Source organism: Kitasatospora sp. NBC_01266 (assembly GCF_036242395.1).
GTDB lineage: Bacteria > Actinomycetota > Actinomycetes > Streptomycetales > Streptomycetaceae > Kitasatospora.
In genome coordinates, this window is sequence record NZ_CP108458.1 from 1,399,290 (window position 1) to 1,425,377 (window position 26,088).

Consider the following 26,088-nt stretch of genomic DNA (forward strand, 5'->3'; position numbering starts at 1 on the left):
GATTGACCTGCAGGACAGGGCAGTTCGCGGGCCTCCCACTGCCCTCGCGGCCTGGGATCGGGACAGAGGGCTGTCCCAGCCGGGGCTCAGCGGCATACTGCGGTCATGAGTGAGGAATCGGCACGACTGGCGCGAGCCCTCGTCGAGTTCCGTGAGGCCGAAGGCATCTCGGAGCGCGAGCTCGCACGACGTACCTGGCTGAGTCACGCGACCATCAGGACCTTCGAACGCGACCGCGCGGGCCTGCCCACTCCGACCGTGGCCCGAACGTTCGAGGAAGTCCTCGGCTGGGCTCCGGGGAGCATCAAGGCCACGCCGTCCGAGGCGACGGGCCTTGTGTCATCGGCCGATTCGAGCTCAGGCCTCAAGTAGGCGCGCTGGTCAGGCCTGCTTGCCGGACGGCTACGGTCGCGGCAGGGCGAACAGGCCCGGTTCGGGCTCTGCCAGGATGTTGCGCCCGGTCAGGCGCTTGAGCTTCAAACGGACGTTGTTGATGTTGTTCGGAGCCGGGTCCAGGTCCATCGCCTCGCACACGCCCCGCGCGCGCAGCGGACCGTCTGCCTGGGCGAACACCACCATGATTTCCTGGTAGGCCGCCCCGTCCGGCACCTGCGGGGCGGACGCCGACGGCGCGGGCGGGTCCGGGTCGGGCAGCCCCAGCAGCGTCTTGCGGGTGATCCGCACTTCCTCGGCGGCCCGATCGAGCTCGTCCAGCACGGCGATGAGCCGCGTGATCTGCTCGCGGGTCTCTTCGGCCTGCGCGGCGATCTCTCGCTCGCGCTTCTCCAGACGCACCAGCACCGCCCCCAGGGTCAGGTCCCCGCTGGTCACGCGCCGCGCCATGACATCGCGCCGCCGGTCAGCCGACGGGTCATCACGTCGCTTATCGCCCAGTAGACCCGGGACTCGGCCGAGGCGGGGCGGTGCTCGTAGTCACGTACCAGTCGCCGGTGCAGCATCAAGATCCCGTTCGTCTGCTCCACCCGCCACCGGATCGGCTGCGGGACGAACCCGGTCTCGGCAGGGTTGCGTTCGACGATTTCGACGTCGATGCCCACCTGCTTGCCGTGGTCCACAACGGTCTTCTTGAACCCCTGGTCCACCAGGGCCTTCGTCACGGTGTCGCCACTGGCTACTGCGACCTTGTCGAGCAGGGCGGTGCCGAAGGCGTTGTCGTGGACGGAGGCGGCCAGCACGACCACGGCGATCACCAGGCCCAGCACGTCCACGGCAAGGCCCCGCTTGCGGCCGGGCACCTTCTTCGCCACGTCGCGTCCCGTCGTCTTGGCCGGCACCCCGGCCGCCGCGTGCAGGCTCTGGGTGTCGAGCACCACCAGGCTGGGGTCGGCTAATCGGCCCCTCTTCTCGCGGACCTGCCAGCGCAGCAGGTCATGAATGACCTGGTCGGTGCCGTCATTGCGCCACGTGTAGAAGTAGTACTTCACCGCGCCGGCGGGTGGCAGGTCGTGCGGGAGGTAGTCCCACTGGCAGCCGGTCCGGGACTGGTAGAGCAGCGCGTTGACGATCTCCCGCATCTCGTAGCGGCCTTCGTGGCCGCTGACCGAGGGATGCTGGACCTTCCACGAGGTGATCACCGGCTCGATCAGCGCCCAGCGTTCGTCGGACAAGTCGCTCTTGTAGGGCTTGCGGTCGCTCACGCAGTCACCTCAGCACGGCGCCAGCCCCGCGACCTGCCAGAGGTAGCAAGGCCACACGTTCAGGCGACGACAGAACGGACTTAATCTCTCATTCCGCCCACTCAGAGAGGCCTTGCAACGGATCGTCCGAGAGGTTGGCAGCGTGCGCGCCCGAACGGTCCAGGACGTGCTGGACCATACCGGGCAACGCCGCGAACCGCTCACCCAAGCGGGTAACGGCTGCCCGCGCCGCCTCCGCACCCTCCGGCTCGGGTACGACCAGCCCTGGCTCGCGGCCATAGCCGTCGAAGAGCCGGTCTGCCGCCGACACGGCCGCTGCTGTTGAATCGATTGATCTCAAGCGCTTATGCTAGGTAACTGATCTGACACTGCGTCTGGGATTCCGCGCTACCACCTGCGTGGCTCTGGCGAACCAGTTCCCTCCGCCGGAGGGCGATAGCGGCCCTGCACCCACCATCGTCACTCGAACGGGTGAAATCGGCTCGCCTCTACCTGCCTCCCCTACCGCGGTCGCAATGTGGCTGTATAGGCTTCTGCGCAGGCAGCTTCGAGCGCCCGTCCGGCCAGAGTCGTCAGTAGCTCCCCTTTTCACGGAATTCACCAAGCTCCTGCCGCTTTTTCTTCCAATAGGCAAGCTGGGAGAGGGCGTTGAGGGTTGTGGGGTGCGAGGGACCCAGGACGCGCAGCATATCGGCCAGCAGTTCTTTGAACGCCGTAGCGGCCGCCTCCCCATCCCCGGCGTGGCCACGCCAGGCACCAAGGTTGCTTCGGGTCGCGAGGGTGTCGGGGTGATCAGGGCCGAGGATACGGAGCCGGTCAGCCAACACCTCCTCATACTCGGCAGCGGCACCTGCCGCGTCTCCCGCCTCTCCTCGCCAGCCTGCGAGGTTGTTGCGAGTCGCGAGAGTACCCGGGTGGTCAGGACCGAGAATGCGTACTTGGACGGCCAGCAGTTCCTCATAGGCGGTCACGGCCGCAGCTGCATCCCCGGCCTCTCCCCGCCAGCCGGCCAGGTTGTTGCGAGTCACGAGAGTATCGGGGTGGTCAGGACCGAGGATGCGCATCTGGTCGCCCAACAACTCCTCAGTAGCTGTAGCGGCGCCGGCCACATCCCCCGCTTCTCCCCGCCAGCCCGCGAGGTTACTACGGGTGGCGAGGGTATCGGGATGGTCAGGACCCAGGACCCGCAGCCGGTCATCCAGCAGCTCCTCAAAAGCGGATACGGCACCAGTAGCATCCCCCGCTTCCCCTCGCATCGCAGCTTGATCGCTGCGGCTGCTGAGGGTGTCTGGGTGGTCCGCGCCCAGGACACGCAGCCGGTCAACGAACAGCTCCTTGTACGCAGCGGCGGCGCCTTCCAGGTCCCCGGCCTCTCCCCGCCAGAAGGCAAGGTTGCCGCGAGTGGTGAGGGTATGCGGATGGTCAGGTCCGAGCACTCGTCCTAGCTCTTTGAGTAGCGCCTCGAAAACGAACACGGCACCAGCCGTATCGCCGGCATAGCCCTGGATCGCGCCGAGATTGTTGCGGGTGGTGAGCGTGTCAGGGTGGTCAGGGCCCAGAACCCGCAGCCGATCAGCCAGCACCTCCTCATAAGCGACGGCGGCGCCTCCAAGATCCCCCGATTCCGCCCGCCAGTGGGCAATCTCGGCGCGGGTGGCGAGGGTGTCTGGGTGGTCGGCGCCCAGGACCCGAAGCCGGTCGTCCAGCAGATCCTCGTACGCGGCGCTGGCTGCGGCCACATCCCCCATCTGACCTCGCTGGCCGGCGAGGTTCGCGCGGGTGCTGAGAGTTCGAGGGTGATCAGGACCGAGGACCCGAACCTGGTCGGCCAGCAGTTCCTCTGTAGCGCTGGCAGCGGCTGCCACATCCCCTACCGCTCCCCGCCAGTAGGCAATCTCATTGCGGGTGGTGAGGGTGTCAGGATGGTCAAGGCCTTGGACGCGCAGCCGGTTGACGAGCAACCGCTCATATGCGGCGAGAGTGCCTGTCATATCACCCATCTGCCCTCGCCAGAAAGCAACCTCGTGCTGGCTGGCAAAGCTGTGGGGATGGTCAGCGCCCAGATTCTCGCCCGCCGCGTCTGCCAAACGTTCGAAGTGCGCGATCGCGGCCTCGACCTGGCCACTCTCTCCAAGACTGCGGCCAGCGCGGAACAGTACCGGGTGGGCACCGTCCTGCCACAGGCCACGGACGCTCCTGAAGTTCCCCCGTTGATCTGGACAGCTTGATACTGGGACGGTTGAGTCCCGGAGGAAGCAGTCCAGGTAGTGAGTGGCAAGAGCAACATGAGCAAGCGGTACACGGCGGAGTTCAAGCGGGACGCGATCGCGCTCGTCCGGTCCTCGCCCCATCGGAACGTCACCGATATCGCCCGGGAGCTGGGCGTGAGTCCGGAGGGGCTTCGCGGCTGGGTGAAACAGGCGAAGGTCGACCGCGGCGAGGGGGCGCCAGGCGCGCTGACGACGGCGGAGAAGGACGAGCTCCAGCGGCTGCGCAGGGAGAACCGGGAACAGCAGCAGACGATCGAGATCTTGAAAAAAGCCGCGGCCTTCTTCGCGAAGGAGACGATGAAGTAGGCACGTTGTGCCGCTTCATCGACGCGGAGAGGGCTGCCGAGGACAGACCTGACGGCTTCAGTGTCGCGCTGTTGTGCCGGGTTCTGAAGCTCCCGCGCACCAGCTACTACGCCTGGCTCGCCAGTCGGCCGGCCGCCGCCGAGCGGCAGCGGGCAGAAGACGAACTGGCCCAGGAGATAAGGGAGATCCACGCCTCCTCGCGCGGAGCCTACGGCGTCCCGCGCGTGCACGCCGCACTGCGGCGGACGGGCCGTGCGATCAACCGGAAGAAGGTCGAGCGGATCATGCGCGAGCGCGACATCCGGGGTATCACCCGCCGCAGGCGCCGCCACCTGACGAAACAGGACACCAAGGCCGCCCCGGCCCCCGACCTGATCGGCCGCGACTTCACCGCGAAGCGGCCCGGTACGAAGCTCGTCGGCGACATCACATATCTGCCCACGATCGAGGGCTGGTGGTATCTGGCCACGGTCATCGACCTGGCGACCCGCGAGGTGATCGGGTACGCGATGGCCGACCACCACCGCGCCGAACTGGTCACCGACGCCCTGAAAATGGCCGCCGGCCGGGGCGGCCTGAAGCCGGGCTGCATCATGCACACCGACCGCGGCAGCGAGTATACGAGTAGCGAATTCCGCCAGGAGATAAGGAAGTTGAACCTGAGACAGAGTATGGGGCGAACCGGCATATGTTACGATAACGCCGCAGCCGAGAGCTTCTTCGGCTTGCTGAAAGCGGAGATCGGCACCACCGTCTGGGACAGCCGGGAAGCGGCCCGAGCCGACGTCTTCCGCTTCATCGAAGTCGAATACAACCGCACCAGGCTCCGCAGGCACCCCGAGTTCGGGTACCTCACCCCACTCGAAACCCGAGCCAGGCTGCAGCACGACTTCACCCCCCGCAGCGTAAGCACCCGCTGTCCAAGATCAGGGGGGAACTTCAGGCTGATCCCGCGCCTCCCTGCGCAGGAGCCCTGGGTGGTCGACAGCGCTGCACGATACCGGCGTATCGCCCTGATGGCTGCGGCCCTCGAGGCGCGGTACCTGCCCGTCCTCGACCCCGAGCGAATCCGGCTTATCAACGCCGAGCCGGCCCAGTATGACCACTACCGCACGACCTTCGACCCAGCCGCCGTCAGTAGGCACCTCGGCTATTCGGCGGAGCAGGCCCGAATGGACGCGGAGATGCTGCTGATAGCCGCACACCACATCGAGCCTGTCCAAGGCCCGTGGAGCCAGATCCTTCGGCGTGCACCGCGGGACTCCTGGAAGCACCTTAAAGACGCCGCGCTCTCGGCCATGGACCTGCGCGAGACTGCCGAGATCCTGCTGCGCTTCTACGAGGACCTCGCTGCCCAGGGGCTGGCCGACCCGCTGCCTTCGATCGAGCCTCGCCTCGGGTGGCACCCGCTCCACGAGCGGCTCAGCTACCGGCGCGACACGCTGGATCAGAACCTGATGGACGCGGGCATCTCCCCTCACCCGCGTGTCGTACTCGCCGTCGAGGGCTACACCGAAGAACGGCACGCGCCCAGGGTCTGGACCACGCTCGGCTACGCGAAGGCTCCAGAGCTCGTCCGGTTCATGAAGCTGAGCGGCGTAGACACGGACCCCGTCAAGGTCGGCGCCCTCGCGGCGGCCCCGCTCGTCGCACGCAAGGACGAGAGCGGTCGGTTCTGGTGGGTCATCAAGCCGCCCGCTCGTTTCATGATCGCGACCGATCCCGAAGGCAAGTACAGCACCGAGAACGCGGAGAAGACGAGACAGCAGATCCTAAACGAGATCAAGGACGTCCTGACGGCACAAGGCGCGGAAGCGAGTGAAGAGGAGCTGAACCAACTCGTCAGCATTCGGACCTGGACGCAGTCCTGCTACGAGTTCGAGCACTTCACTGACGCAGAGCTGGCGAACGGGATCACGGAAGTTCATGAAACGTGCGACGGCTGGTCCACAGACGAGCTCGAAGAAGCGCTCGCCTACTGGCGCGCCAAGGGCAAGGACATCAAGCGCATCTGGGAAACCGGCCGATTGGACCTCCAAGCCGGCACAGCGAGCGGCAGGTGGAAGCCCGAGGTGTCCAAGACAAAGCTCGCCGAGGCTTTGTGGCCCGTCCTCGAGCAGAAGATCCGCGCCGCGATGTTGGATCCGGACGCCGACATGCCCTCGATCGCAAGCGTCATAGCCGAAGCGCACGCTGTCGCACAGAACTGGCGCTACCAATCCTTCGTGCTGACCGCCCCCGCAGCACCCATTGACGCCACGCGGTCCGCCGGGCCCAACCAGAACATCGGTTCTCCGGAGGCGAGCGCGCTCACCTGATCGATTCAAATCTGCCGTCGATCGGTGCCTGTCCCCACTGCGCACAGCGGCCAACCTCACCTGGTGCCGGAGTGGAAGAGCCGCGCCCACTGCCCGGGACCGACAACATCCAGATGAAGCACCCCGAACAACTGCTGAGCATCTTCTCCCGTCAGACGATGCCGGTCGGCATCCTCAGTGCCGGCCAAGGCCTGGGCGACCAAGTGGATCCGGAGGAGACCGGCCGCGGCGAGGTGAATCGTGCCCTCGGGAAGGCGCTGGGCACGGACCAGCGGACGCGCGCCAGTGGCTGTGTCACCGACTGCGGTGCCAACCTGATTCACGATAAACATGAGCCGACTGAACGGCTACCGGCTTCACCACCGGCGCCCACCACCGGCTTGAACGCTCGGCCACCCGGCTGCAGCGCCAGCGTGCGGTCCTGTCCTGGGCCACAATGAAGACTGTGAAGCCCGACTTCGACAGTTGGTGGGCATGTAAGTGCCCGTGATCATGGGGTTGAGCTGGGGTTTTGGGCAGTGCGGGGGTGAGGGGGCGTGTGCCCACGCTCCCGGAGGATGTTTGGCCTGGTCAGCGCGTGATCGCGGGTTCCAGGCCGTCCGTCTTTGGCGGCATCGGGATGCCGCAGTCCTTGAAGATCTGTGTCTGCAGGTCGGTGGGCTCGGTGAGCTGACGGAGGCTGCCGGCGGGGCCGGTGAGGGTGACCTGGTGCAGGCGGCCGAGCTCGTTCCTGATGGTGCGCCAGGTGGTGCCGGTGCGGCGTTCGGCGACGCGGACCAGCAGCAGGGCGAGCCAGCAGAGCAGCACGTGGGCGCGGATGCGCTCGTCGACGCGGTGGTAGACCGGCCGCAGGTTGAGGGTGCTTTTCATGGTTCGGAAGGCGCGTTCGGCTTCCAGCAGGTTCTTGTAGCCGAGTGCGACGTCCTCGGGTGTGAGGTCGGGGTCGGAGGTGGCGAGCAGGTACTTGCCGTCCAGGTTGGCCTCCGTCTTGACCTTCGCCCGGTCGATGGAGAGCTTCCCCGTGGCGGGGTGGTGCTTGAGCCAGCGGCCCAGGCTGGGGTGGTCGCGTAGGGCGCACTCGGCCTTGCGGTGCGGTGCGTCGGAGGGTTTCGGGGCGCGCTTGAGGCCGGCCTTGGCGGCACGTGCCCGGGCTCGGGCGGCGTCCTGTTCGCGGGCGGTCTTGATCCGTGTCAACTCGTCTTCGATCGCGGCGAGTTGCGCGGTGCGTCGGGTGGCGTCGCGTTCGGCTTCGGCCGGGTTGTGGCAGATGATCCACCGGCGGGTGGGATCGGAGGCCAGGCGCACTTCCTTGACGCGCAGGTTGTCGCGGACGTGCTGGTAGCGGCCCTGGCGGGCGAGGGCTTCGCCGGCCTTTGCGGAGCCGTCGCGCATCTTGACGCCGGCGATGTAGTGGCCGCCCGCGCGGGTCAGGCAGGCCAGGTTCGCCTCGGAGCTGAAGCCGGAGTCGACGACCGTGACCACGCGGCCCAGGCGCCAGGCGCGCATGTCGGCGCGGACCTGCTCGATCACGGTCTGGTCGTTCGTGGAGCCTGGCCAGACCCAGCAGCGGACCGGGATGCCTTCGCGGGTGACCGCGAGCCCGATGACGATCTGCGGCAGGTCGGGGCGGTGGTCCTTGGAGTGCCCGAACCGGCGAAGCGAGCCCTCGGTGTCGGGGGTGTCGCGTTCGAAGTAGGTGCTGGTGGTGTCGAAGAAGACGACATCGACCTCCAGGTCGAGCAGGTTCGCGGCGGCGAAGAACACCGCTTCCTGCACCGCGGTCTGCGTGCTCTCGTTCACGAGCAGGTCCATCGCCCGGTAGGCGTGCTGCTCGGCGACCTCGCCCGCCGCGGGGATCACCACGTCCGAGGTCGCCCAGTCGACGGCGGCCCGCTTGGAGTCGGGGGCGATGGCGCGGTTGGCGACCAGGGCGAACAGCGCGCGTTCCACGTCGGTGCGGAAGTGGCGTGTGTCCAGCACCTTGGCCAGGGCGGTGTCGATGCCCAGCAGCTTCCACAAGCCGTCCAGGAGCCAGGTCGCGCCGATCGCCCGGGACGCGGCCACCTCCAGCGGGCCGTCCTCGCTCACGGCGAGCGGCGCGGCGGCGTCCTCGCCACCATCGCCGAGGTAGCGGTTGAGGGAGGCGACCAGTCGGCGAAGGGAGTCCAGGTCGAGCCGGTCCTCCCGGCCCAGGTTCAGCAGCACCTCGGCCTTCGTGGTGCCGTTGGCACGGTAGTTGGTGGCCAACTGAACATAGCGGACCACGCTGCCGTCCTTGTTCCGGCGCTGGATCCTCCGCACGTACATGCCCGCAGAATGCCGCATCCACCGAGGTCACAGCAGCCGAAGACCGGGATTGCACATGTCCGCCCACCAAGGTGCTCTAGACCACTCGCAGCCCGCTCACCAGCGATAACACCCGATCAGACCCGGACGTGTGCCCGCCAACTGTCGAAGTCGGGTGAAGGTCTTCATCAGCTCGTTGATCAGCGGCTACACGGCCTATCGCGCGGCCGTCGCAGATGCGGTCGAGACACTGGGGCACCAGGTCGTGCGGGCGGAGGACTTCCCGGCGTCACCCGGGACGCCGCAGCAGGCATGCCTCGGCGCTGTCCGTGAGTCTGACCTCATCGTGCTGCTGATCGGCGAGCTCTACGGATACCCGCAAGCGTCTGGGCTCTCGGCTACTCACGAGGAGTACCTAGAAGCGAGAGAGCGCAAGCCGGTGCTCGTCTTTGTTGAGTCCGGGGTGACTCGGGAAGCAGCGCAACAGCCGTTCCTCGACGAGGTTCAAGCCTGGAACACGGGTCACTTCCGGGCCTCGTTCTCTTCGCCCGCAGAGCTGACAGCCGGGGTGCTGCGAGGACTCCACGACTACGAGCTCGCGACAGCCGCAGGGCCAGTCGACGAGGCGGAAATGCTGGCGAGAGCCCGGGCCCTCTTGCCCGACGGCCGCAAACCCGCTGGCGTACCGCAACTAGCCTTCGCTGTGGCTGGTGGTCCACACCAGCAGATCCTCCGACCTGTCGAGCTCGGGCAGGCCGATCTACACCGTGACATCCAGCGCGAGGCGCTCCTTGGTGAGCATCCGATTCTCGATACCGCCGAGGGCACCAGCGCTGCCCACCGTGGAAGTGTCCTGGTGTTTGAGCAGCGAAGCGCGTCGCTCAGCCTGGATCAGACCGGCTCCATCTGCGTCGTCCAGCCCGCCCGCCAGGACACCAACCGGTACCGAGCCGAGATTCCTGCCCTCATCGAGGAAGACCTCGCCGCAGCCCTGGCACGGGCTATCCGATTCTCCGGGTGGCTCCTTGATCGGCTAGACCCACTGCACCGGCTAATACTGCAACCGCATCTGGGGAGTGTGGCCTCGGCGTTTGTAGTGGGATCGGCGTGCTCGGGCTTGGCTGCGTCGTCGGAAGCGTGACCAGTGCAGATGGTGTTCGTTGGTCTGGTGGCGGGGTTTGACGAGGTGGCCCATCAGTCGGCGGATCTCCGGGACGCTCAGGGGTATGAGGTCTTGCTCGTCGTCTGCGGTGCCCCTTTTGTGGCTTCCTGGGCGCGTAGGGCGGTCAGGTAGGCGAGTGCGGCCATGGACAGGGTGATGTGGCGGTACCAGGCGCGGTAGAGCCGGACCTGGTAGTGGTCCAGGCCGCACTCGTTCTTCGCGATCTGAAACGACTCCTCCACGGCCCACCTGGCCGCGGCCACCTTGACCAGGTCTTTCAGGCGGGTGTCGACGGGGCCGTAGCAGACGTAGTGGGCGATCTCGGTGGGGTCGCTCACCGACCTGCGGGCCAGGACCCAGTGCCCGAAGCCGTTCTCCCATACGGGGCGGATCGCGACGCGGGCCCAGTCGTATATCCGTTCGCCGTGTGCGCCCTGCCCGCCGGAAAGGCGTTTCCATGCCTGGCGGGGCAGGGCGGCGATCAGGGAGTCCACGCGGATATCGGCCCAACTGGTGGTGATGACGGTGTCGTTGACCTTGGTGGCCAGCACGTGGGCGACGCCTCGTTCCTCCAGCCAGGAGCGCAGGTGTTTCACCTGCCCGTACGCCTCGTCGGCGGTCACCCATGCGAACGGGACCCCGGCGTCGATCGCGCGCTGCAGCATCCACTTGAGGTGCTCGTTCTTGGTCGCGAACGGGATCTCGTCGTCGATGCCGGCAGCTCGGCAGCGCTCGCGGTCATCTGTCCAGGAGACGGGAAGGTAGAGTTCCCGGTCGATCAGCGCACGGCCCTTGGTCGAGGCGTAGGCCAGGAACGTTCCGATCTGGCTGTTCTCTGTCCGGCCGGCGGTGCCGGTGTACTGGCGTTGGACGCCGGCGGACTTGGTGCCCTTCTTCAGGAAGCCGGTGTCGTCTCCGATCAGGATGCCGTCCCTGGTGCCGATGGTCTCCACCACGTAGTCGCGCACGTCGTCGCGGACCGCGTCCTCGTCCCACTCGGAGTGGTTGAGCAGGCGCTGGACCGAGTCCGGGCGCAGCTGCCCGACCTGCTCGGACAGCGTCCAGCCGTTTTTCCGCTCCAGCGGGGCCAGTAGCCCCCTCAGGTAGTCCAGCGCCCGCTCGCGGGGCTCCGACCTGCCGAAATGGTGGGCGAACCGGGCATGGAACCCGGCTATGCCATCGGACCACGACTCGACCTGCTCAACCGTCAGCTCTTCAGCACACAGTCACTTCAACGAGCCAAAACCATGATCGTCACGCAAGTGCAGTTGCAGTACTAACCGACGTTGTCCCGATCACCCATCTCGCTGGGGCCGGCTACATGGCCTGGCGCACCAGGGCTGAGCACGCTGCCAGCCCCACCGCCGCGACCCTCTCCGAAAACGCCGACGCCGTGACCGCCACGTTGACCCCCGCCCGGCGGCACCGGCAGGCGCTCACGCTGGACTCCGGCCACATCGCCGAGGACCTGATCGTGCTGCTGCGCCGGGAGATACGTGGATGAATGACACCATTCATGACGTAGACGCTCAACGGAGCCGGTGGTTGCGGTACCGGACTAGCCAGGCGCTGACGTCCGACGCCGACGACCGGTTCGCTTGTGGAGGGCTGGGGCGGCAGGTCGACGGTCTCGACTGCAGGTTGCTGTTCCTGCCTGCTGACCCCGACGGGGATGCCGTTCCGATCGATGGGGAGGTGCTGGCGTGGCTTAAGGAGCCACGAGTGTCGCCTTACGGAGGCCCGGGACCAATCTGAGGGCCCGGAGAGCAGAGTGTGAACGGCGCCTTGGCGTGCTATACCCAGTATCGGGACGATGCTGGATGGGTGCGATATCTCGCGCTTCATCGCCACGGCGGTATCGAGATCGGCCTCGGGCACCTTGCCTATCAGGTCGGGAAGGTCCGTGTCTTTCCGTTGCGGCGGATTGTCGGGCTGGCATGGATCACCGCCGCACTCCAGACCGAGGTGGTCGGACGGTGGGCGATTGACGGCCCGTTTGAGATCACAGTCGCGCTCCGAAACACGAGCCGGGCCACGTTGGGAGCATTCGCCGAGGGCTGGGCGGAACCCGGACAGGGTCTTGCGGACTTCGCCACCTGCCTGGACGAACACTTGCTGCTACATCGAGAAACCGACGGCCTGCCCGATCCAGAAACCTTCGCACTCGACCTTGGCGACCGGGTCGAACAGGCATTTGGGACAGTCCACCGTCGGCATCTCGCCCGTCGAGGCGAGCATGAGGGCGGCTTTGACCCTCGCTTCCAGGTGTTCTGAACTTCTGAACACTCGGCCTATTAGTTGAACGGAGCCAAACCGCTCAAGCGCTTACCGATTTGACGCCCGGCAGGCGGGCCAGACTGGCCGCTCCCGTCGAATCCCCACATCGGTCACGCTCCGACCTCCGCGTTCAGCGATACCTCCAAACGTTGTCGGTGTCGACCCGCGAGGTGTCGAGCTATACGAGGCCAGACTGCTCAAAGGCACCCAATACGGAAGGTACTGGACGCACCAGAATCTACCGGGCACAGGACTGTGTCCGCTCCGACCACCGTCCCGGGTGGCCGACGGCGCCTACCTCAACGCCGGCCTGGCGTCCCCCGCCGCAGACGGGCCGAACGGCCGCTCCCGAAGATCCAGCAGTAGCCCAATGCCGGGCCCTGGCCAGGATCGAGCGCACCTTCGCCCACATCCTGCACCACCGCATCGACCTCAAGTCAGTCCGTCCAGACACACTCGAACGGGTGAAACTCAACCGCCGCCGTTGCCCAAGCCCCTCCGTGCTGCCACTATTCCTACATAGGACCGTGGGTCGACCGGCGTCGAACGCTGGCGCGCCTTCCTGTCCACCGCCCAGTGCGGAGATCAGGAACCATCCAGATCCAGGACCGCAGAGGCCCACTCCAGGGTGGACGGTGGTACAAGTCCGTCCTCGGACACGACCCATTCGCCAACGTCGTTGGCGAGGCAATGCAGGTCAGGAGCAATCCTGACCTGCATTTTGCGTTGTGCGTGGTTGTAGTCGCAGCGCGGGCGGGTGAAACCGAGCTGCGCTGTTGGCGCAGGCGGGGGCGGCGGCTCCGCAGCAACATGCCGCCGACAGGCGGCCTCGGCCACTCAGCGGGTCTCGCTCTCGGCGGGGAAGACCCCGTGGACGGATTTCCTGGTGGTCTGGAGTTTCCTGAGGACGTTGGCGACGTGGTGTTCGACCGTGCGGGGGGAGAGGAACAGCGATTCGGCGATGTCCTGGTTGGTGGCGCCTTGGACCAGGAATTCGGCGACCTGCTTCTCACGCGGTGAGAGTTGGCCTCCGTAGCCGCGGCGGCCACGGGTGGGTGTCCGGGCGAGGCCGAGTTCGTGTTGGAGGTGCCGGCAGCGGCCGAGGTCGGCGGTGGCGTCCAGGTCGTTGTAGACGTCGGCGGCCTCGGTCAGGTGGCCGGCGGCGTCCTCGGGGTGCGATCGTGCAAGGGCGTGGCCGAGGTGTTCTGCGGTGTGGGCGCTCTCGTAAAGGTGGCCGATCTGCTGCCAGCGGCGGTGGGAATCGGCGAAGTGCTCGGCGGCGCGGTCCGGTTCGGTGTCGCGTAGCAGCATTCCTCGGGCGGTCTGGAGTTCGGCCGTGCCTGCGGGAGAGTCCGTGCCCTGCAGGGCGCGTGCGGCGTCGGCTGCGAGCTGTTCGGCTTCCTGCCGGTGGCCGCAGGCCAGCGCGGCCTCGACCGCGACCGGTACCAGGGCGGTCTGCTGGGCCCACGTTTGCGAGCGGCGCAGCACGGCGGCGGCGGGCGCGGCGATCGCCCAGGCGTCCTTGGGCGCCTGCTGGGCGAGCCGGATGCCGGCGAGTCCGGCGGCGGTTCGAAGCTCCACGCCGACCTGCGGGTGCCTTTCACCTTGGGCGGCGGCCTTCTTGAACAGTTCGACGGCCTGAGCGTGTCGGCCTCGGGCGCGGGCCAGCTCGCCGAGGAGCGTTGTCTGTTCCCCGCGTTCCGCGTAGTTCGACGGTTCTGGAGACGTCAGCGGGGTGAAGTCGCAGGCCAGGGTGGTGAGGCTGTCGCTGCGGGCCGAAAGTGCCTAGAGACGCGACTTCCGTGATTTGGCTGCGCTGGCCTGTGGCTTCGGCCTATCGTCTGGAGCTGTGTACGTGAAGACGACGAAGCGGGAGAACAAGTCCGGGACGGTCCGGTACCTGCACCTGGCCCACAACGAGTGGGATCCGGTGAAGGGCCGGGCGGTACCGAAGGTGCTGTTCACCTTCGGCCGCGAGGACGACCTGGACCGCGACGCGGTCAGGCGCTTGGTCGCGTCTCTATCGAAGCTGCTGGAGCCGGGTGACGCCCCGGCCGCGACCACGGCGTCGGACCTGGAGTTCACCTCGTCGCGCGCGTTCGGCGGTGCCTACGTGCTCGATCAGCTGTGGCGCCGCCTGCGGATCGACCAGATCCTGGGCCGGGTCGGGCAGCCCAAGCGCGGCAGGCGACGGGACATGACCACCACCGAGCGGGTGCTGTTCGCCCTGGTCGCCAACCGTGCGCTGGCGCCGTCGTCGAAGCTCGCGGCCGCGGACTGGATCACCAACGACGTGCACATCGACGGCCTGTCGGCAACCGACGACGACACCTGCTACCGGGCGATGGACTGGCTGCACGAGGTGACCGGCGACCTGGAGAAGCAGGTGTTCGACGAGGTCGCGAACCTGCTGAACCTGGAGGTGGACCTGCTGTTCTTCGACACCACCAGCACCTACTTCGAGTTGGAGGAGCCGGACGAGCCCGTCGCCCGGGACGACGCGGGCCGCCGCCTGAACACCGAGGATGTGGACGGCGAAGCGAAGCAGGTCGGGTTCCGGACCTACGGCAAGTCGAAGGACTCCCGCGACGACCTGCCGCAGATCGTGATCGGCATGGCGGTCACCAGGGACGGGATCCCGGTCCGCTGCTGGTGCTGGCCGGGCAACGCTTCCGACCAGACCCTGATCCGTCAGGTCAAGGACGAGATGCGGGACTGGACCCTCTCCAAGATCGTGTGGGTGGCCGACCGCGGTTTCTCCTCCGCCGAGAACCGCCGCTACCTGCGAAAGGGCGACCACGCCTACATCATCGGCGAGAAGCTCCGTTCAGGGAGTCCCGAGGTGCAGGCCGCCCTGTCCCGGCAGGGCCGCTACCAGGACGTGGGCGAGAACATGCGCGTCAAGGAGGTGCGGATATCCGACACCGACCGGTTCGTGATCTGCCACAACCCCGAAGCAGCCGAGCGTGACAGACACATGCGCGAACAACTCGTCGCCCAGCTAGCCGACTTGATCACCGATACCGACAAGCTCAGCGACTTCAAGCGGGGCGAACTGCGCGGCCGGATCGCCGACAAGCCCGGCCTGAACCGCTACCTTCGCGCCACCCCGGCCGGCAAGCTCCGCATCGACCAGGCCAAGATCAAGGCGGAGGAGAACCTCGACGGGAAGTACCTCCTGCGCTGCTCGGACCCCCACCTGAGCGCCGAGGACATCGCTCTGGGCTACAAGCAACTGCTCGAAGTCGAGCGCGGCTGGCGCGACATGAAGCAGATCATCGACCTGCGGCCCGTCTACCACCGACTCGAAGAACGCATCCGAGCCCACGTCATCCTGTGCTGGCTCGCCCTCCTGCTGATCCGGATCACCGAGACCACCACCGGCGACACCTGGCCGCACATCCGACGCGAGCTCGACCGCCTCCACCTGGGCACCTTCACCGGCCCCACCGGAACGTTCCAGCAGGTCACCACTCTGACGAAGCCCCAGCGAGACCTGCTCGCGAAGCTGCAGATCCCCATCCCCAAGCAGGTCGTCGCGCTTCAGCCCGCATCCCGCTGACCAGCCGAAACGCGACCGCCTAGAGAAACGCCCTCCAGGCGGCCGAAGCCATGTCCGCCCAGGTCAGACCCCAGATTCGATCCTCCAGGCCCCTGAATTACGCGGAACGCAGGGTTCGGCGTCGGTCAAAAGGATGTCCGGGTACTCGGCGCCGAGCGCGGCGAGCCGCTCCTCGATCCCGTCCAGTGGCCGGCCGCGAATTCCAGCCGCAGCAGGTCGACCCGGCTGTAGCAGTCGACGAGCGGGATGCCCGCGCGCTGGGCCAGCTCCCGGCTCTCCGCGAGCAGGGCCGTGGCCCGGCGGTAGTGGCCGAGGTCGATGGCGCAGTCGCCGCAGTTGAAGAGCGCCCGGGTGGTCTGGCGCAGCACCTCGATGTCGTCCGCATGGCGCGGTAGCCGATCCAGTTGCTCCCAGACCGCAGGATCCCCGGTTTTGGCGAGGACGGTGAGGCGGGACGCCCGGACGGTCGCCCGGATGCCTTCGTCGGTGCTTCCCCGGACAGCCTGCTCGGCACGGTCCAGCCAAGCCTGTGCCTGTTCGGTGCCGCTGCGCTCGTCGATGGTCATAGCGATCATGGCTCTGGCCGCCCGCTCCGGCCGGGTGGCCAGCTCCAGGGCGGCCTTCTCCAGTTCGCGGACACCTGAGCGGTCGGCGCCGTGGTTGATCATGAGCAGTGCCAGTCCCAGGCGGATCTCGCCGCGCGTGGGCTCCGGAAGCTGGGGGTCGGCCAGGATGCGGCGGAGCATGGCGGCGTTGGCCGTGTAGTCCGTGCCGTCGACCACGATCCGGGCCAGGGCCAGGGCGGCGCGCGACCGGAGGGCGGTCTCCACGCCCGGCTGTTCGAGGATCTGGTGGAGCAGGGCGGCGGCGGTGCCGGTGTCGCCCAGGGAAACGGCCTGGTCGGCGGCCTCCTCCGCGCGCTGGAACCAAGCCTCCCGGTCGCCGACCGCCAGGGTGTGGTGCGCGATCTGCACCAGCGGGATCGGCGACCTGGCCTGAAGCTCCGCGATGGCGCGGCGGTGCAGGCGGGCCCGGCGCGGGCCCGGGATGTGCTCGTAGACAGCCCGCTGGGCCAGGGCGTGCCGGAAGACGTAGCGGCCGGAGTCGCTCTCGCTGAGCACCGATGCGCGAAGCGCGTCGGTGAGCCCCTCGGCGCCCTGCTCGGGGTCCAGCCCCGCGACCCGGGTGAGCAGCGACTCCGTTGCGGGCACGGCGAGCACGGCGGCGCTGTCGATGATCGCCGCACCCGCCTCCGACAGCAGGGCCAGGCGCTCGGTGACGGCCTCGCGCAGCCCCACCGGCACCTCGGCGCGATCGAGTTCGGTGACGGCGTCGCGGTAGCCGTGGTTGCTGCCGTACTCACGCAGCGTGATGAGATCTTCCTCGGCGGTCAGCGGCAGGCCCTCGCTGCGCCGGTGCAGGGCCCTGGCGAGTGCGGGTGGCGCGTGGCCGCCGAGTGCGGCGGCGGCTAGCTCCTGGACGTCGCTCTCGGTCATCGGGGTGAGGTGGATCGTGGTGCCGGTGGTGCCGGGTGGACGACGGTAGGCAGCGCCTAGCACGGGGGCGCGGGCCGGCAGGTCCTCGGCCCGGTAGGTGAGGACCAGGCTGAGCTGTTCGGGCAGGTCGCGGGCGAGCAGCAGTAGGAGATCCCGGGTGGCCTCGTCGGCCCAGTGCAGGTCTTCCATGATCAGCACCGCTGGTCCGATCGCGGTCAGGAACGAGCGCACGGCCTGGACCACCTGGAAGCGTTGGCCGGGCACCTCGCCGGGCCGCGGCGGCACGGGCGGCAGCAGGTCGGCCAGGTCGGGCAGCAGCGGGGCCAGCGCGCCCGTGGTCGGTGGGAGGCCGGTAGTGGGCAGCCAGCGGCCCGCCGTGCGCAGCGCGTCCACCACCGGACCGTAGGGGAAGGGTTCGCGCAGCGGATGGCAGAAGCCGGTCAGCACCCTGCGCTCGTCCGGGGCGAGGGCCGCGGCGACCTCTCGGACCAGGCGCGACTTGCCGATCCCGGCCTCGCCCTCGACCAGCACCACCGCCGGAGGGTGCCGGATCGCGGCCAGCAGCAGGCCGAACTCCTGACGACGGCCGACGAAGGGGAAGCCCCCGCCGAACGCCGGTGTACCAGGCTCCAGAACGGCCGCCACACGATCACCTTCTTCGCCTTGACCACGCTAGAGCGGGCCTCCGGCACGAGCAAGCCACCGTCTGCTTGCCGGTGCCGGTAAGGGATCTGCTCGGGCCTGTGCCGGTCAGCGGGGGTCAGGCAGCTGCGGTGTGGCAGTCCGACTCCGCCTCCAGCCGAGCCGCCTGCGCGGTGGACCTGCCTGGCGATGGCCGCGGCGGTGGCACCGGCGGAGGTGACGATGTCGCGCACGCTCATGGGCTCGACGTGCTTCGGCCACAGCCGTCCCAGCTCCAGACCACAACGTCGTCAAAGTCGTCACCACCTCCGGCCACCGCGCCCTGGTGTTCTCCCGCCCGCTGTCCTGCGGGTGGCGTTCGACGATCTCGACGTCGATGCCCGCGCCTCGGGCACCTCGGGCACCGGTCGAGGACCGGCTTGCCGTCTTCGCGATCCCCCTGGACCTTTCTGCCACGCACCTCGATAGTGGTCCGGACGCTGCGGGTCGGTCAGGAGGTACGTGATGCCGGATGGTGTGTCGTCGCTTCCGGTGGACCGGGAGCTGCGCAGGGTGCTGCGGCACGGCACCTTCGCCCAGGTGCTCGACCATGCGCTCAGCGCTCGTGGGCTGAGCCTGGAACGGGTCCAGTTCCACCTCGCCGGGCACGGGGTCCGGGTCAGCCGAGCGGCGTTGAGCTACTGGCGGCACGGGCGCAGTCGTCCGGAGCGGGCGGAGTCGCTGCGGGCGGTGCGGGCGCTGGAAGCCGTGCTCGACCTGCCCGCCGAGTCGTTGGTGTCCCTGCTCGGGCCGCCGCGCCCGCGTGGCCGGCTCAAGGCCGGGCCGGACGCGATCGACCGGCGGCTGCTGTGGCCGGCGCACAGGCCGTTGCTCGCGGCCGTGAACGCACCGCAGGACGACCGGGTTCGGCTCCTCGACGTGCACGAGCACGTCCTGGTCGGGGACGATCGCGGGCTGGTGAGCATGCGGTCGCGGCTGGTGCTGGAGGCAGCGGCCGAGCGGGTGGACCGGTACCTGGTGTTCCTGTGGGCCGAGGGATCGACGGCGGCCGTCCCGGTCGATCCCAAGTACTGCAGGCTGGGCCGGGTGCGGGTCGACGACTCGGCCGGCGCGACCGTCTGCGAACTCCTGCTGGAGCAGCGGCTGGCGGCGGGCGAGCGCACGGTCGTGGAGTTCAGCTCGGAGTTCCCACCGGGGCACGAGTTGACCTTCTTCCACCACCGGTTCACCCGACCGATCCGCCAGTACGTGCTGCAGGTCGAGTTCGCAGGTGCGGTTCCGGTGGGCTGCGTGCCGTTCCGGCAGGCGAACGTGCACGCGCCGCGGCACCTGGGCGCGCCGCTGTGGATCGGGGCGTCGCGGACCGCGCACCTGGTGGTGACGGACAGCCCGCCCGGCATCACGGGCCTGCTCTGGGAATGGGACTGACCGGCAGCCAGGCGGCCGCCGGTCAGTCAGTCGATCAGTCGGTCAATCCTGTGCGTTCGTCAGGACCGTCAGAAGATGAACCAGCTGAACGCCGCCTGGCCGCTCGTGCCGCTGGTGTCCGTGGCGGTCACCGTCACGCTGAAGCCGCTGCTGCTGATCGGCGTGCCGCTGATCAACCCGGTGGAGCTGTTGATCGACAGGCCCGACGGCAGCCCGGCCGCCGACCAGGTGTAGCTGCCGGTGCCGCCGCTGGCCTGCATCTGCAGGCTCACCGGCTGGCCGAGCTGGCCGAACTGGAAGCCCGGGTTCTGCACGGTCACCGGGCCCGCCGTGCCCGACTGCACGGTGAGGGTGAACGTGCTGCTGTGGCTGGTCGCCGCGCTCTTACCGGTGATCGTCACCTGGTAGGTGCCCGCCGGGGTGGACGCGCTGGTGGCGATCGTCACGGTGGACGAGCTACCGGCGCTGACCGAGGTCGGGTTGAACGTCGCGCTCGCGCCCGACGGCAGGCCGCTGGCCGACAGTGCGATGTTCCCGGGGGACGTCTGGGTCGTCGCCGCGGTCGTGACGGTGGTGCCGGCCGACTTCCCGGCGGTCACGGTCGCGGACGTCGGGCTGAGGCTGATCGAGAAGTCGCTCTGCGCGGAGCTGTTGACGGTCAGTGACACCGGTGTGCTGTGGCTGGCGTCAGTGCTCTTGCCGGCCACCGTGACACTGCTCTGTCCCGCCGCCGCCGAGGCGGAAGCGGTCAGGGTCAGGGTCGCGGAGTTGCCCGCCGTCACCGAGGTGGGGCTGAAGGCAGCGGTCACGCCGGCGGGGAGGCCGGTGGCCGAGAGCGCAACGGACTCCGCGCTCCCCTTCGAGACCGTGGTGCTGATGGTCGTGGTCACCGACTGGCCCGGGTTGACGCTCACCGAGGTCGGGCTCGCGGCGATCGTGAAGTCGTTCGACGCGGGCGGGGTGGCGCCGTTGATCAGCGGGTCGGCCAGGTTGTCGCCCTGCGGCGAGCCCCAGCCGGTGCACAGGTCGTAGCCGGTGCCCGCGCTGTAGGTGTTGTTGTTGCCGGTGGTCACGTCGTGGAAGGTGGACGCGTACTGCGAGGACTGCCCGATCGCGTAGATGGTCGGGTTGAGCGCGCCGACGTCGGCCGTGCCGGCCGCCTTGGACTTCTGGTCGACCATGGCGATGTATCCGGCCATCAGCGGCGAGGCCAGGCTGGTGCCGCCGATGTCCTCCCACTTGCCGTTCAGGTTGACGGACAGGGCGCCTGCGCCGTAGTCGGCGTCGAGCGCGATGTCGGGCACCGACCGGTACTGGTTGGTGCCGGTCTGCCAGGACGGCTTGGCGAATATCTGCGAGTAGCCGCCGCCGGAACGGGTGTTGCCGGTGCTGCCCTGGTTCCAGCACGACTCCGACTGGTACGTGCCCGCGCTGTCGCTGGTGAGCAGCTGGGTGCCGCCGACGCCGGTCACCAACGGGTCGCTGGCCGGGTAGTCCGCCTGGACGGTGGTGTTGTCGCCGTTGTAGCCGCAGCCCGTCGCGCCCCAGTCACCGGACGCGGACAGCAGCGTGATGCCCTGCGCGGCCATCTGGGTGAACGAGTTGTGCGAGCCGTTGATCGGCCCGGACTCGCACGACTCCCCGGCGAGCCAGGACCCCGAGAGGATGTTGATCTGGTTGTCGCTGGCGATCTTGGCCATCTCGTCGACCCAGGCGGCATCCGTGTTGGGCGCCTCGTAGGCGATCTGCGCCGCCGCGGGGGCGGTCGAGGCGACGGCGTCGATGTCCAGGGTCACCTCCAGCTGGCCGCTGCCGGGGCTCGAGACGCCGCCGTCCACCGACACGACCTTCGGCGTCACCGACGGCTGGTTGAAGTTGCTGGTCCAGGCGTTGATGTCGGACTGGTTGAAGGCGTCGAACTCGACCAGGCCGACCGTCTGCCCGGCACCGGTGTAGGAACCGGAGAGCTTGGTCATGCCGTAGGCGGTGCGGAACTGGGCCGGCGTGTAGCCGCCGCCGGGACCGGCCGGGCCGGCCGAACCGGCAGCGTGGTGCGCCATCGGCTGGTCGGTCAGGCCGGCCACGGCCTGCACGGTGCCGGCGAGGGAGGACGGCACGCTGGGCGCCGTGTCGTTGGCGTAGAAGTGCGCGCCGGCCGCGTTGGTGTAGTCGCCGATCGAGGTGCCGAAGGCGGCCGCCACCTGCTTGGCCGAACCGCTGGCGTCGATCACCTCCCGGTTGTCCGCGACCTTGGTGACCTTCAGGCCGTTGGCCTTCAGGAACGCGCGCGCCTTGTCCACGTCGGCCTGAAGGGGCGCGTACCGCATGTTGTACTGCGCGCTGGTGAGGTAGTGCCGGTAGTTCGGCGACGCCGGATCGCTGAGCGAGGCGACGAACTGGTCGAGGCCGGCCTGGTCGTGCGGCTTGAGCGAGAGCGCGACCGAGACCTGTCGGTCCGCGGCCGTCGCACTGATCCGGTGCGCGTCGGCCGGCGCCGATCCGTTGAGCCCGAGGGACACCCGCGGGGCGGTGGGGGCAGCCACCGCGGGAGCGGCCGCGGCCATGGCTGCCGCCATGGCCAGGCAGGCCGCCACTGCGACCGTCCGCGCCGATTTGGGCATTCGTGACACGAGTTCCTCCAATTGGGGGGATGGGAACTCGGGCCAAGCTAGCGAGGGGAGCGGCGCCTTCCAGGAGGCAACTGAACATCTCACGATGTTCACGAAGTGCTGTGAACGCGCGGCTCCGTCCCAGGTGGTCGCTGGTGTGTGGAGCCAGTTGTCAACAATGTTTGCAGCGCGGTGAGTTCAATACCGTGGAACACCGCGGGCAGTGGCAGCAGCCCACCGGACGCGGCGTCACCCGACAGGCGTGCGAGGCGGTTCCCGAAGCGGACGCTGCGTCAGGTCTTCGAAGTACTGGGTGCACTCGACCCGTCGGGTCAACACCGAAGGCAGGTGCGAGACCGAGGTCTCGCACCTGCCTTCGGTGGCGTCGCTGTTACTGGGGCAGGGCCCAGAATCTGGTTCTGCTGGTTCGCCTCGGAGACGCCGCAGCCGTCGACGATCAGCGGGTTGCCGTCCGTGGTGGCGGAGTAGTAGTCGTCGAGGCAGTAGTTCAGGCTGGCGTTCTCGAGGAAGCCGTTGCGCTGGTAGGCCCACTGCTCGGTGGCCCGTCCGTCGCAGGTGTTCAGCTTCGCCCAGTACCCGACGTAGCGGCTGTCGGTGGTCTGGTCGACCGCGTCGAGGCACTTGCCGAGGGTCCGCACGATGCCGTCACCGGGGAGGGACCAGCGCTGGTTGCTGTTGCCGCTGCAAGAGTGCAGGGTGACCGGGTTGTTGGCGCCGGTGCCGCTGTACGAGTCGTCGACGCACTTGCCGCCGATGCCGGTGAGCTGTCCGGTGGGCTGCTGTCCGGTGCAGCCGGTGCCAGGGGTGATGCGGTAGATGGCGGTGCCGTGGGCCGGGACGGTCGCGCTGATCGAACCGGTGCTGGTGGACGAGGTGCCCGCCCAGAGGTCCTTGACGGTCGCCGAGCAGCCGGCGCCGGTGAAGCCGACCCCGCCCAGGGTGGTGCTCGCGGTCGTCACGGTGGAGCCGCGGTTGAGCAGGGCGACGGCGCGGTCGCCGTTGGCCAGCGGGCGGGCGAGCACGTCGATGGTGCCGTTCTGGGAGACGATGCCGGCCTGCTTGCCGAGCGTGTCCTGGTCGATCGCGAGGACGCCGCCGTTCTTCAGGGTGGTCAGCGAGGCCGCCGAGAGCGCGGAGACGTCGGTACTGAGGATCAGCGGCGAAGCCATCATCGACCAGAGGGCGAGCTGACTGCGGGACTCGTCGTCGGTCAGGTGGTCGCCGGTGATGAGGAAGTCCGGGTCGTTCCAGCTGCCGGGGGCCGAGTAGCGGGCCAGCAGCGAGTTGTAGCCGTACTGGACCAGCACGCCGGCCTGGTTGCCCGGCTTGTTCCAGGCGGATCCGCCCGCGTTGTACATCTTCACGTCGTAGCCCTCGCGCCACAGTTGGCCGCTCTGGCTCGCCCCGTCGATCACGCTGTACCAGTTGCTGAGGTCGGACACGCCGATGGAGAAGTAGGCGGGCGAGGACTCGGAGAACACCATGTCGCGCTTGCTGGTGTTGGCCTTCATCGCCGCGCCGAAGTCCTTGTACGCCTGGATGTAGCCCGCGGCGGTACTGGAGGCCGAGGGCATGTTGCAGCCGTCGAGCTTGATGTAGTCCACGCCCCAGGAGGCGAAGGTGTTGGCGTCCTGCTGGAAGTGGTTCCAGCTGCCGGGGTAGCCGCCGCAGGTGTAGGTGCCGATGCCCTCGTAGAGGCCGAACTTCATTCCCAGGGAGTGAAGTTGACTACCCAACCAGGCCATGCCGTCGGGGAACCTGGTGGAGTCGGCGACCAGGTTGCCGTTGGCGTCGCGGGCGCCGCCCATCCAGCAGTCGTCGACGGTGACGGTGGTGAAGCCCTTCGCCGCCAGGCCCTGGGTGACCAGGGCGTGGGCCTCGGAGAGGATCAGGCTCTCGCTGTTCCCGAGGTCGCCGGTGTTGGGGTTGTTGGGCGTACAGCCGAACCGCGCCCAGTTGTTGAAGCCCATCGGCGGCGTGACAGCAAGGGAGTTGCCGTTCGGACTGGTCGCCGTCGGCGATGCGACCGCGTTCGGTGCGAGTAGGCCGCTCGACAGCGCGGCGACGGCGCAGGCCATCGCAACGGCCGGGATCAGCGGGCGGATGCGGGTTGGGTTGACCATGGGGGTGATCTCCTGACCGGAGAGGGTGGGCGGCGCTCGCGCACGCCAGGGGGGAGCCCGTCTCGTCCGGAGCCGAGTCACGCCCTTCGGTCGTGAGACTGCGGCCGGGTGCGGCGAAGCGGGGAGAGCGCGTCTATATCGTCAAATGCTCGATGGTGACAAGAGTCACATGTTTTCGAGCAGAAAAGTGCACCCTGGTCTCGCTGTGCGCGCCGTCGAACGGCTCCGACAGCCTGCGGGCACCCGGGCGAGTCCGATCGGTCGCCTTCGCTGGTCAGCGTGATCCGACCGGGTTGCCGACCGGGCCCGGCGCGGTCCTGACGCCCCCTCGGCGATGAGCTCGGCGATCAGCAGGACCACGTCGTCATCGTCGTCGTCCGCCCGCCGCAGGGCGGCCAGCAGGCAGGCGAACCGTCACCGCATCCCGATGAGAGGTCGGCGGAAGTTCTGCCAAAATCTGCTCGGTGTTGGCGCATTGCGAGCAGATCCTCACTACCGTGCTCGCTGCCACGGGTCGTCCGGGCACCGGCCCGCCGACCGTGGAATCCGCTTACCACTCTCCAGGGAAACCTCCGTGAACCGAGTTCTGACTCCTGCCCGCCGCCTCGGTGGGCTGCTCGCCGCCGCACTCGCCGCCGCCGGCGTGCTGGTCGGCCCGGCCGGCACCGCACACGCCGCCGCACTGCCGAACCCCGATCACGTGGTCATCGTGATGATGGAGAACGAGGACTACAGCTCCATCATCGGCAACACCGCGCAGGCCCCGTACATCAACTCCCTCGCCCAGCAGGGCGCGTCGTTCAGCGACTCGCACGGCGTGTACCACCCCAGCCTGCCGAACTACGAGGCCCTGCTGTCCGGTTCGACCCAGGGCCTGACCGACAGCACGCCCCCGCCGGTGGGCTCGATCAACGCCGACAACCTACCCAACGAGCTGATCCAGCACGGTCTCGGCTTCGCGGACTACTCCGACGAGGCCACGCCGGCCGCCTGGCTGCGCTTCGCCGACCTCCCCGGCACCGCCACCGCACCGAACCCGGTCGACAAGTGGCTGAGCTGCCCGTCCCCGACCCCGGGCCAGGGCTGCGGCTTCCCCGCCGGCGCCGCCGGCTACAGCGCCCTGCCCGCCGTCACCTTCGTGCACGGCAACGCCAACCAGTCGATGCACGACGGCAACATCCTCGAAGGCGACACCTGGGTCAAGAACACCGTTGGCGGCTACGCCAGTTGGGCCAGGACCCACAACAGCCTGCTGATCGTCACCTGGGACGAGGACGACTTCACCGCCGCCAACCACATGCCCACCGTCTTCTACGGCGCCAACGTCAAGCCGGGCAGCTACAGCGAGACGATCAACCACTACAACGTCCTGCGCACCGTCGAGGACATGTACGGCCTGCCCGAGCTGGCCAACTCCGCCACCGCCACCCCGATCACCGATGTCTGGGGCTCGACGACCTTCGGCACCGGCTCCGGCCCGGGTGTGGTAAGCGGTTACAGCAACCGCTGCCTGGACGACAGCGGCAGCAGCACCACCAACCTCAACCCGATCGTCCTCTGGTCGTGCACCGGCAACCCGAACCAGTCGTGGACGCTGCCCGGCAACGGCACCGTCCAGGTCTTCGGCAAGTGCATGGACGTCCTGCACAGCGGAACCGCCGACAGCACCCCCGTCGAGCTCTACACCTGCAACGGGGGCGGGGCCCAGCAGTGGGCCGCCCAGGCCGACGGCTCCCTGGTCAACCCGGAGTCCGGCAAGTGCCTGGACGACCCGGGCTCCAGCCTCAGCGGCGCCCAGCTGATCATCTGGGACTGCAACGGCGGCGCCAACCAGAAGTGGGCCCTGCCGTAACCGTCCTCCCCACCGTCAGGGCGGCCCCGGCTACCGGGGCCGCCCTGACGGCCAGTCACCGTCCGGCGGCAGCGGCGG

At 68.4% G+C, this 26,088-nt stretch carries 20 protein-coding genes; 9 read left to right on the top strand and 11 right to left on the bottom strand.

The window, feature by feature from the left end:
- The first annotated feature begins 105 nt into the window (after positions 1-105).
- Positions 106-372 (top strand): helix-turn-helix domain-containing protein, encoded by a 267-nt coding sequence (locus OG403_RS06305; protein WP_329562113.1) that lies wholly within the window; start codon positions 106-108, stop codon positions 370-372.
- Between the two features lie 30 nt (positions 373-402).
- Here the strand turns inward: OG403_RS06305 and OG403_RS06310 are convergent, their stop codons facing one another.
- The 4 genes from OG403_RS06310 to OG403_RS06325 form a co-directional block, all read right to left on the bottom strand.
- Positions 403-831 carry a hypothetical protein gene (locus tag OG403_RS06310; RefSeq protein WP_329562112.1) on the bottom strand — a complete coding sequence of 143 codons (429 nt, stop codon included), beginning with the start codon at positions 829-831 and terminating at the stop codon, positions 403-405.
- Positions 828-1,658 carry an IS5 family transposase gene (locus tag OG403_RS06315; RefSeq protein WP_329562111.1) on the bottom strand — a complete coding sequence of 277 codons (831 nt, stop codon included), beginning with the start codon at positions 1,656-1,658 and terminating at the stop codon, positions 828-830. The genes OG403_RS06310 and OG403_RS06315 overlap by 4 nt, the downstream gene beginning before the upstream one ends.
- Before the next feature lie 88 nt (positions 1,659-1,746).
- Positions 1,747-1,998 (bottom strand): hypothetical protein, encoded by a 252-nt coding sequence (locus OG403_RS06320; protein ID WP_329562116.1) that lies wholly within the window; start codon positions 1,996-1,998, stop codon positions 1,747-1,749.
- Between the two features lie 232 nt (positions 1,999-2,230).
- A complete protein-coding gene (locus OG403_RS06325; RefSeq protein ID WP_329572132.1) occupies positions 2,231-3,523 on the bottom strand; it encodes a tetratricopeptide repeat protein in 1,293 nt (430 codons plus the stop codon).
- On the opposite strand from OG403_RS06325, the gene OG403_RS06330 reads away from it, so the two are divergent.
- Genes OG403_RS06330 through OG403_RS06340 form a run of 3 tightly spaced genes read left to right on the top strand, consistent with a single transcriptional unit; the run spans position 3,455 to position 6,552 of the window.
- Complete coding sequence (locus tag OG403_RS06330; protein ID WP_329572722.1) at positions 3,455-3,886, top strand: hypothetical protein; 432 nt, start codon at positions 3,455-3,457, stop codon at positions 3,884-3,886. The genes OG403_RS06325 and OG403_RS06330 overlap by 69 nt on opposite strands.
- Positions 3,887-3,925: 39 nt before the next feature.
- Complete coding sequence (locus tag OG403_RS06335; protein WP_329561174.1) at positions 3,926-4,234, top strand: transposase; 309 nt, start codon at positions 3,926-3,928, stop codon at positions 4,232-4,234.
- Between the two features lie 5 nt (positions 4,235-4,239).
- Positions 4,240-6,552, top strand: coding sequence for an IS3 family transposase (locus OG403_RS06340; RefSeq protein WP_329562117.1), 2,313 nt, complete (start codon positions 4,240-4,242; stop codon positions 6,550-6,552).
- Between the two features lie 56 nt (positions 6,553-6,608).
- Here OG403_RS06340 and OG403_RS06345 read toward each other — a convergent pair whose 3' ends face one another.
- Positions 6,609-6,884 (bottom strand): hypothetical protein, encoded by a 276-nt coding sequence (locus OG403_RS06345; RefSeq protein ID WP_329562118.1) that lies wholly within the window; start codon positions 6,882-6,884, stop codon positions 6,609-6,611.
- Positions 6,885-7,122: 238 nt separating this feature from the next.
- Positions 7,123-8,859: an IS1634 family transposase gene (locus tag OG403_RS06350; protein ID WP_329562119.1), complete on the bottom strand. Its 1,737-nt coding sequence runs from the start codon at positions 8,857-8,859 to the stop codon at positions 7,123-7,125.
- A 154-nt stretch (positions 8,860-9,013) separates the two neighbouring features.
- Between OG403_RS06350 and OG403_RS06355 the strand changes: the two genes are divergently transcribed.
- Positions 9,014-9,979: a DUF4062 domain-containing protein gene (locus OG403_RS06355; RefSeq protein ID WP_329562120.1), complete on the top strand. Its 966-nt coding sequence runs from the start codon at positions 9,014-9,016 to the stop codon at positions 9,977-9,979.
- Positions 9,980-10,056: 77 nt separating this feature from the next.
- Here the strand turns inward: OG403_RS06355 and OG403_RS06360 are convergent, their stop codons facing one another.
- Complete coding sequence (locus OG403_RS06360) at positions 10,057-11,211, bottom strand: IS701 family transposase (protein ID WP_442911037.1); 1,155 nt, start codon at positions 11,209-11,211, stop codon at positions 10,057-10,059.
- Positions 11,212-11,824: 613 nt separating this feature from the next.
- Here OG403_RS06360 and OG403_RS06365 point away from each other — a divergent pair.
- The gene (locus OG403_RS06365) at positions 11,825-12,274 is read left to right on the top strand and encodes a hypothetical protein (RefSeq protein ID WP_329562122.1); all 450 of its coding nucleotides are present in this window, start codon (positions 11,825-11,827) and stop codon (positions 12,272-12,274) included.
- Positions 12,275-13,114: 840 nt separating this feature from the next.
- Here the strand turns inward: OG403_RS06365 and OG403_RS06370 are convergent.
- On the bottom strand, positions 13,115-13,858 hold the full coding sequence (locus OG403_RS06370) for a LuxR C-terminal-related transcriptional regulator (protein ID WP_329562124.1): 744 nt from the start codon (positions 13,856-13,858) through the stop codon (positions 13,115-13,117).
- Between the two features lie 268 nt (positions 13,859-14,126).
- On the opposite strand from OG403_RS06370, the gene OG403_RS06375 reads away from it, so the two are divergent.
- Entirely contained in the window at positions 14,127-15,839 is a 1,713-nt protein-coding gene (locus OG403_RS06375) for an IS1634 family transposase (protein WP_442910869.1), read from the top strand.
- Between the two features lie 125 nt (positions 15,840-15,964).
- Here OG403_RS06375 and OG403_RS06380 read toward each other — a convergent pair whose 3' ends face one another.
- Positions 15,965-17,980, bottom strand: a complete 2,016-nt coding sequence (locus OG403_RS06380; protein ID WP_329562128.1) for an ATP-binding protein — start codon at positions 17,978-17,980, stop codon at positions 15,965-15,967.
- A 501-nt stretch (positions 17,981-18,481) separates the two neighbouring features.
- Between OG403_RS06380 and OG403_RS06385 the strand changes: the two genes are divergently transcribed.
- Positions 18,482-19,405 carry a hypothetical protein gene (locus OG403_RS06385; RefSeq protein WP_329562130.1) on the top strand — a complete coding sequence of 308 codons (924 nt, stop codon included), beginning with the start codon at positions 18,482-18,484 and terminating at the stop codon, positions 19,403-19,405.
- A gap of 68 nt (positions 19,406-19,473) precedes the next feature.
- Here OG403_RS06385 and OG403_RS06390 read toward each other — a convergent pair whose 3' ends face one another.
- On the bottom strand, positions 19,474-22,026 hold the full coding sequence (locus tag OG403_RS06390) for a protease pro-enzyme activation domain-containing protein (RefSeq protein WP_329572134.1): 2,553 nt from the start codon (positions 22,024-22,026) through the stop codon (positions 19,474-19,476).
- Positions 22,027-22,346: 320 nt separating this feature from the next.
- Complete coding sequence (locus OG403_RS06395; protein ID WP_329562131.1) at positions 22,347-24,158, bottom strand: ricin-type beta-trefoil lectin domain protein; 1,812 nt, start codon at positions 24,156-24,158, stop codon at positions 22,347-22,349.
- A 574-nt stretch (positions 24,159-24,732) separates the two neighbouring features.
- On the opposite strand from OG403_RS06395, the gene OG403_RS06400 reads away from it, so the two are divergent.
- Positions 24,733-26,010, top strand: coding sequence for an alkaline phosphatase family protein (locus OG403_RS06400; RefSeq protein WP_329562133.1), 1,278 nt, complete (start codon positions 24,733-24,735; stop codon positions 26,008-26,010).
- Positions 26,011-26,088 lie beyond the last annotated feature (78 nt).

Bases quoted from the DNA above. Each gene is read 5' to 3' on its own strand.
- OG403_RS06345 (WP_329562118.1), bottom strand. From the start codon at position 6,884: ATGTTTATCGTGAATCAGGTTGGCACCGCAGTCGGTGACACAGCCACT.
- OG403_RS06390 (WP_329572134.1), bottom strand. From the start codon at position 22,026: ATGCCCAAATCGGCGCGGACGGTCGCAGTGGCGGCCTGCCTGGCCATG.
- OG403_RS06395 (WP_329562131.1), bottom strand. From the start codon at position 24,158: ATGGTCAACCCAACCCGCATCCGCCCGCTGATCCCGGCCGTTGCGATG.
- OG403_RS06350 (WP_329562119.1), bottom strand. From the start codon at position 8,859: ATGTACGTGCGGAGGATCCAGCGCCGGAACAAGGACGGCAGCGTGGTC.
- OG403_RS06305 (WP_329562113.1), top strand. From the start codon at position 106: ATGAGTGAGGAATCGGCACGACTGGCGCGAGCCCTCGTCGAGTTCCGT.
- OG403_RS06385 (WP_329562130.1), top strand. From the start codon at position 18,482: ATGCCGGATGGTGTGTCGTCGCTTCCGGTGGACCGGGAGCTGCGCAGG.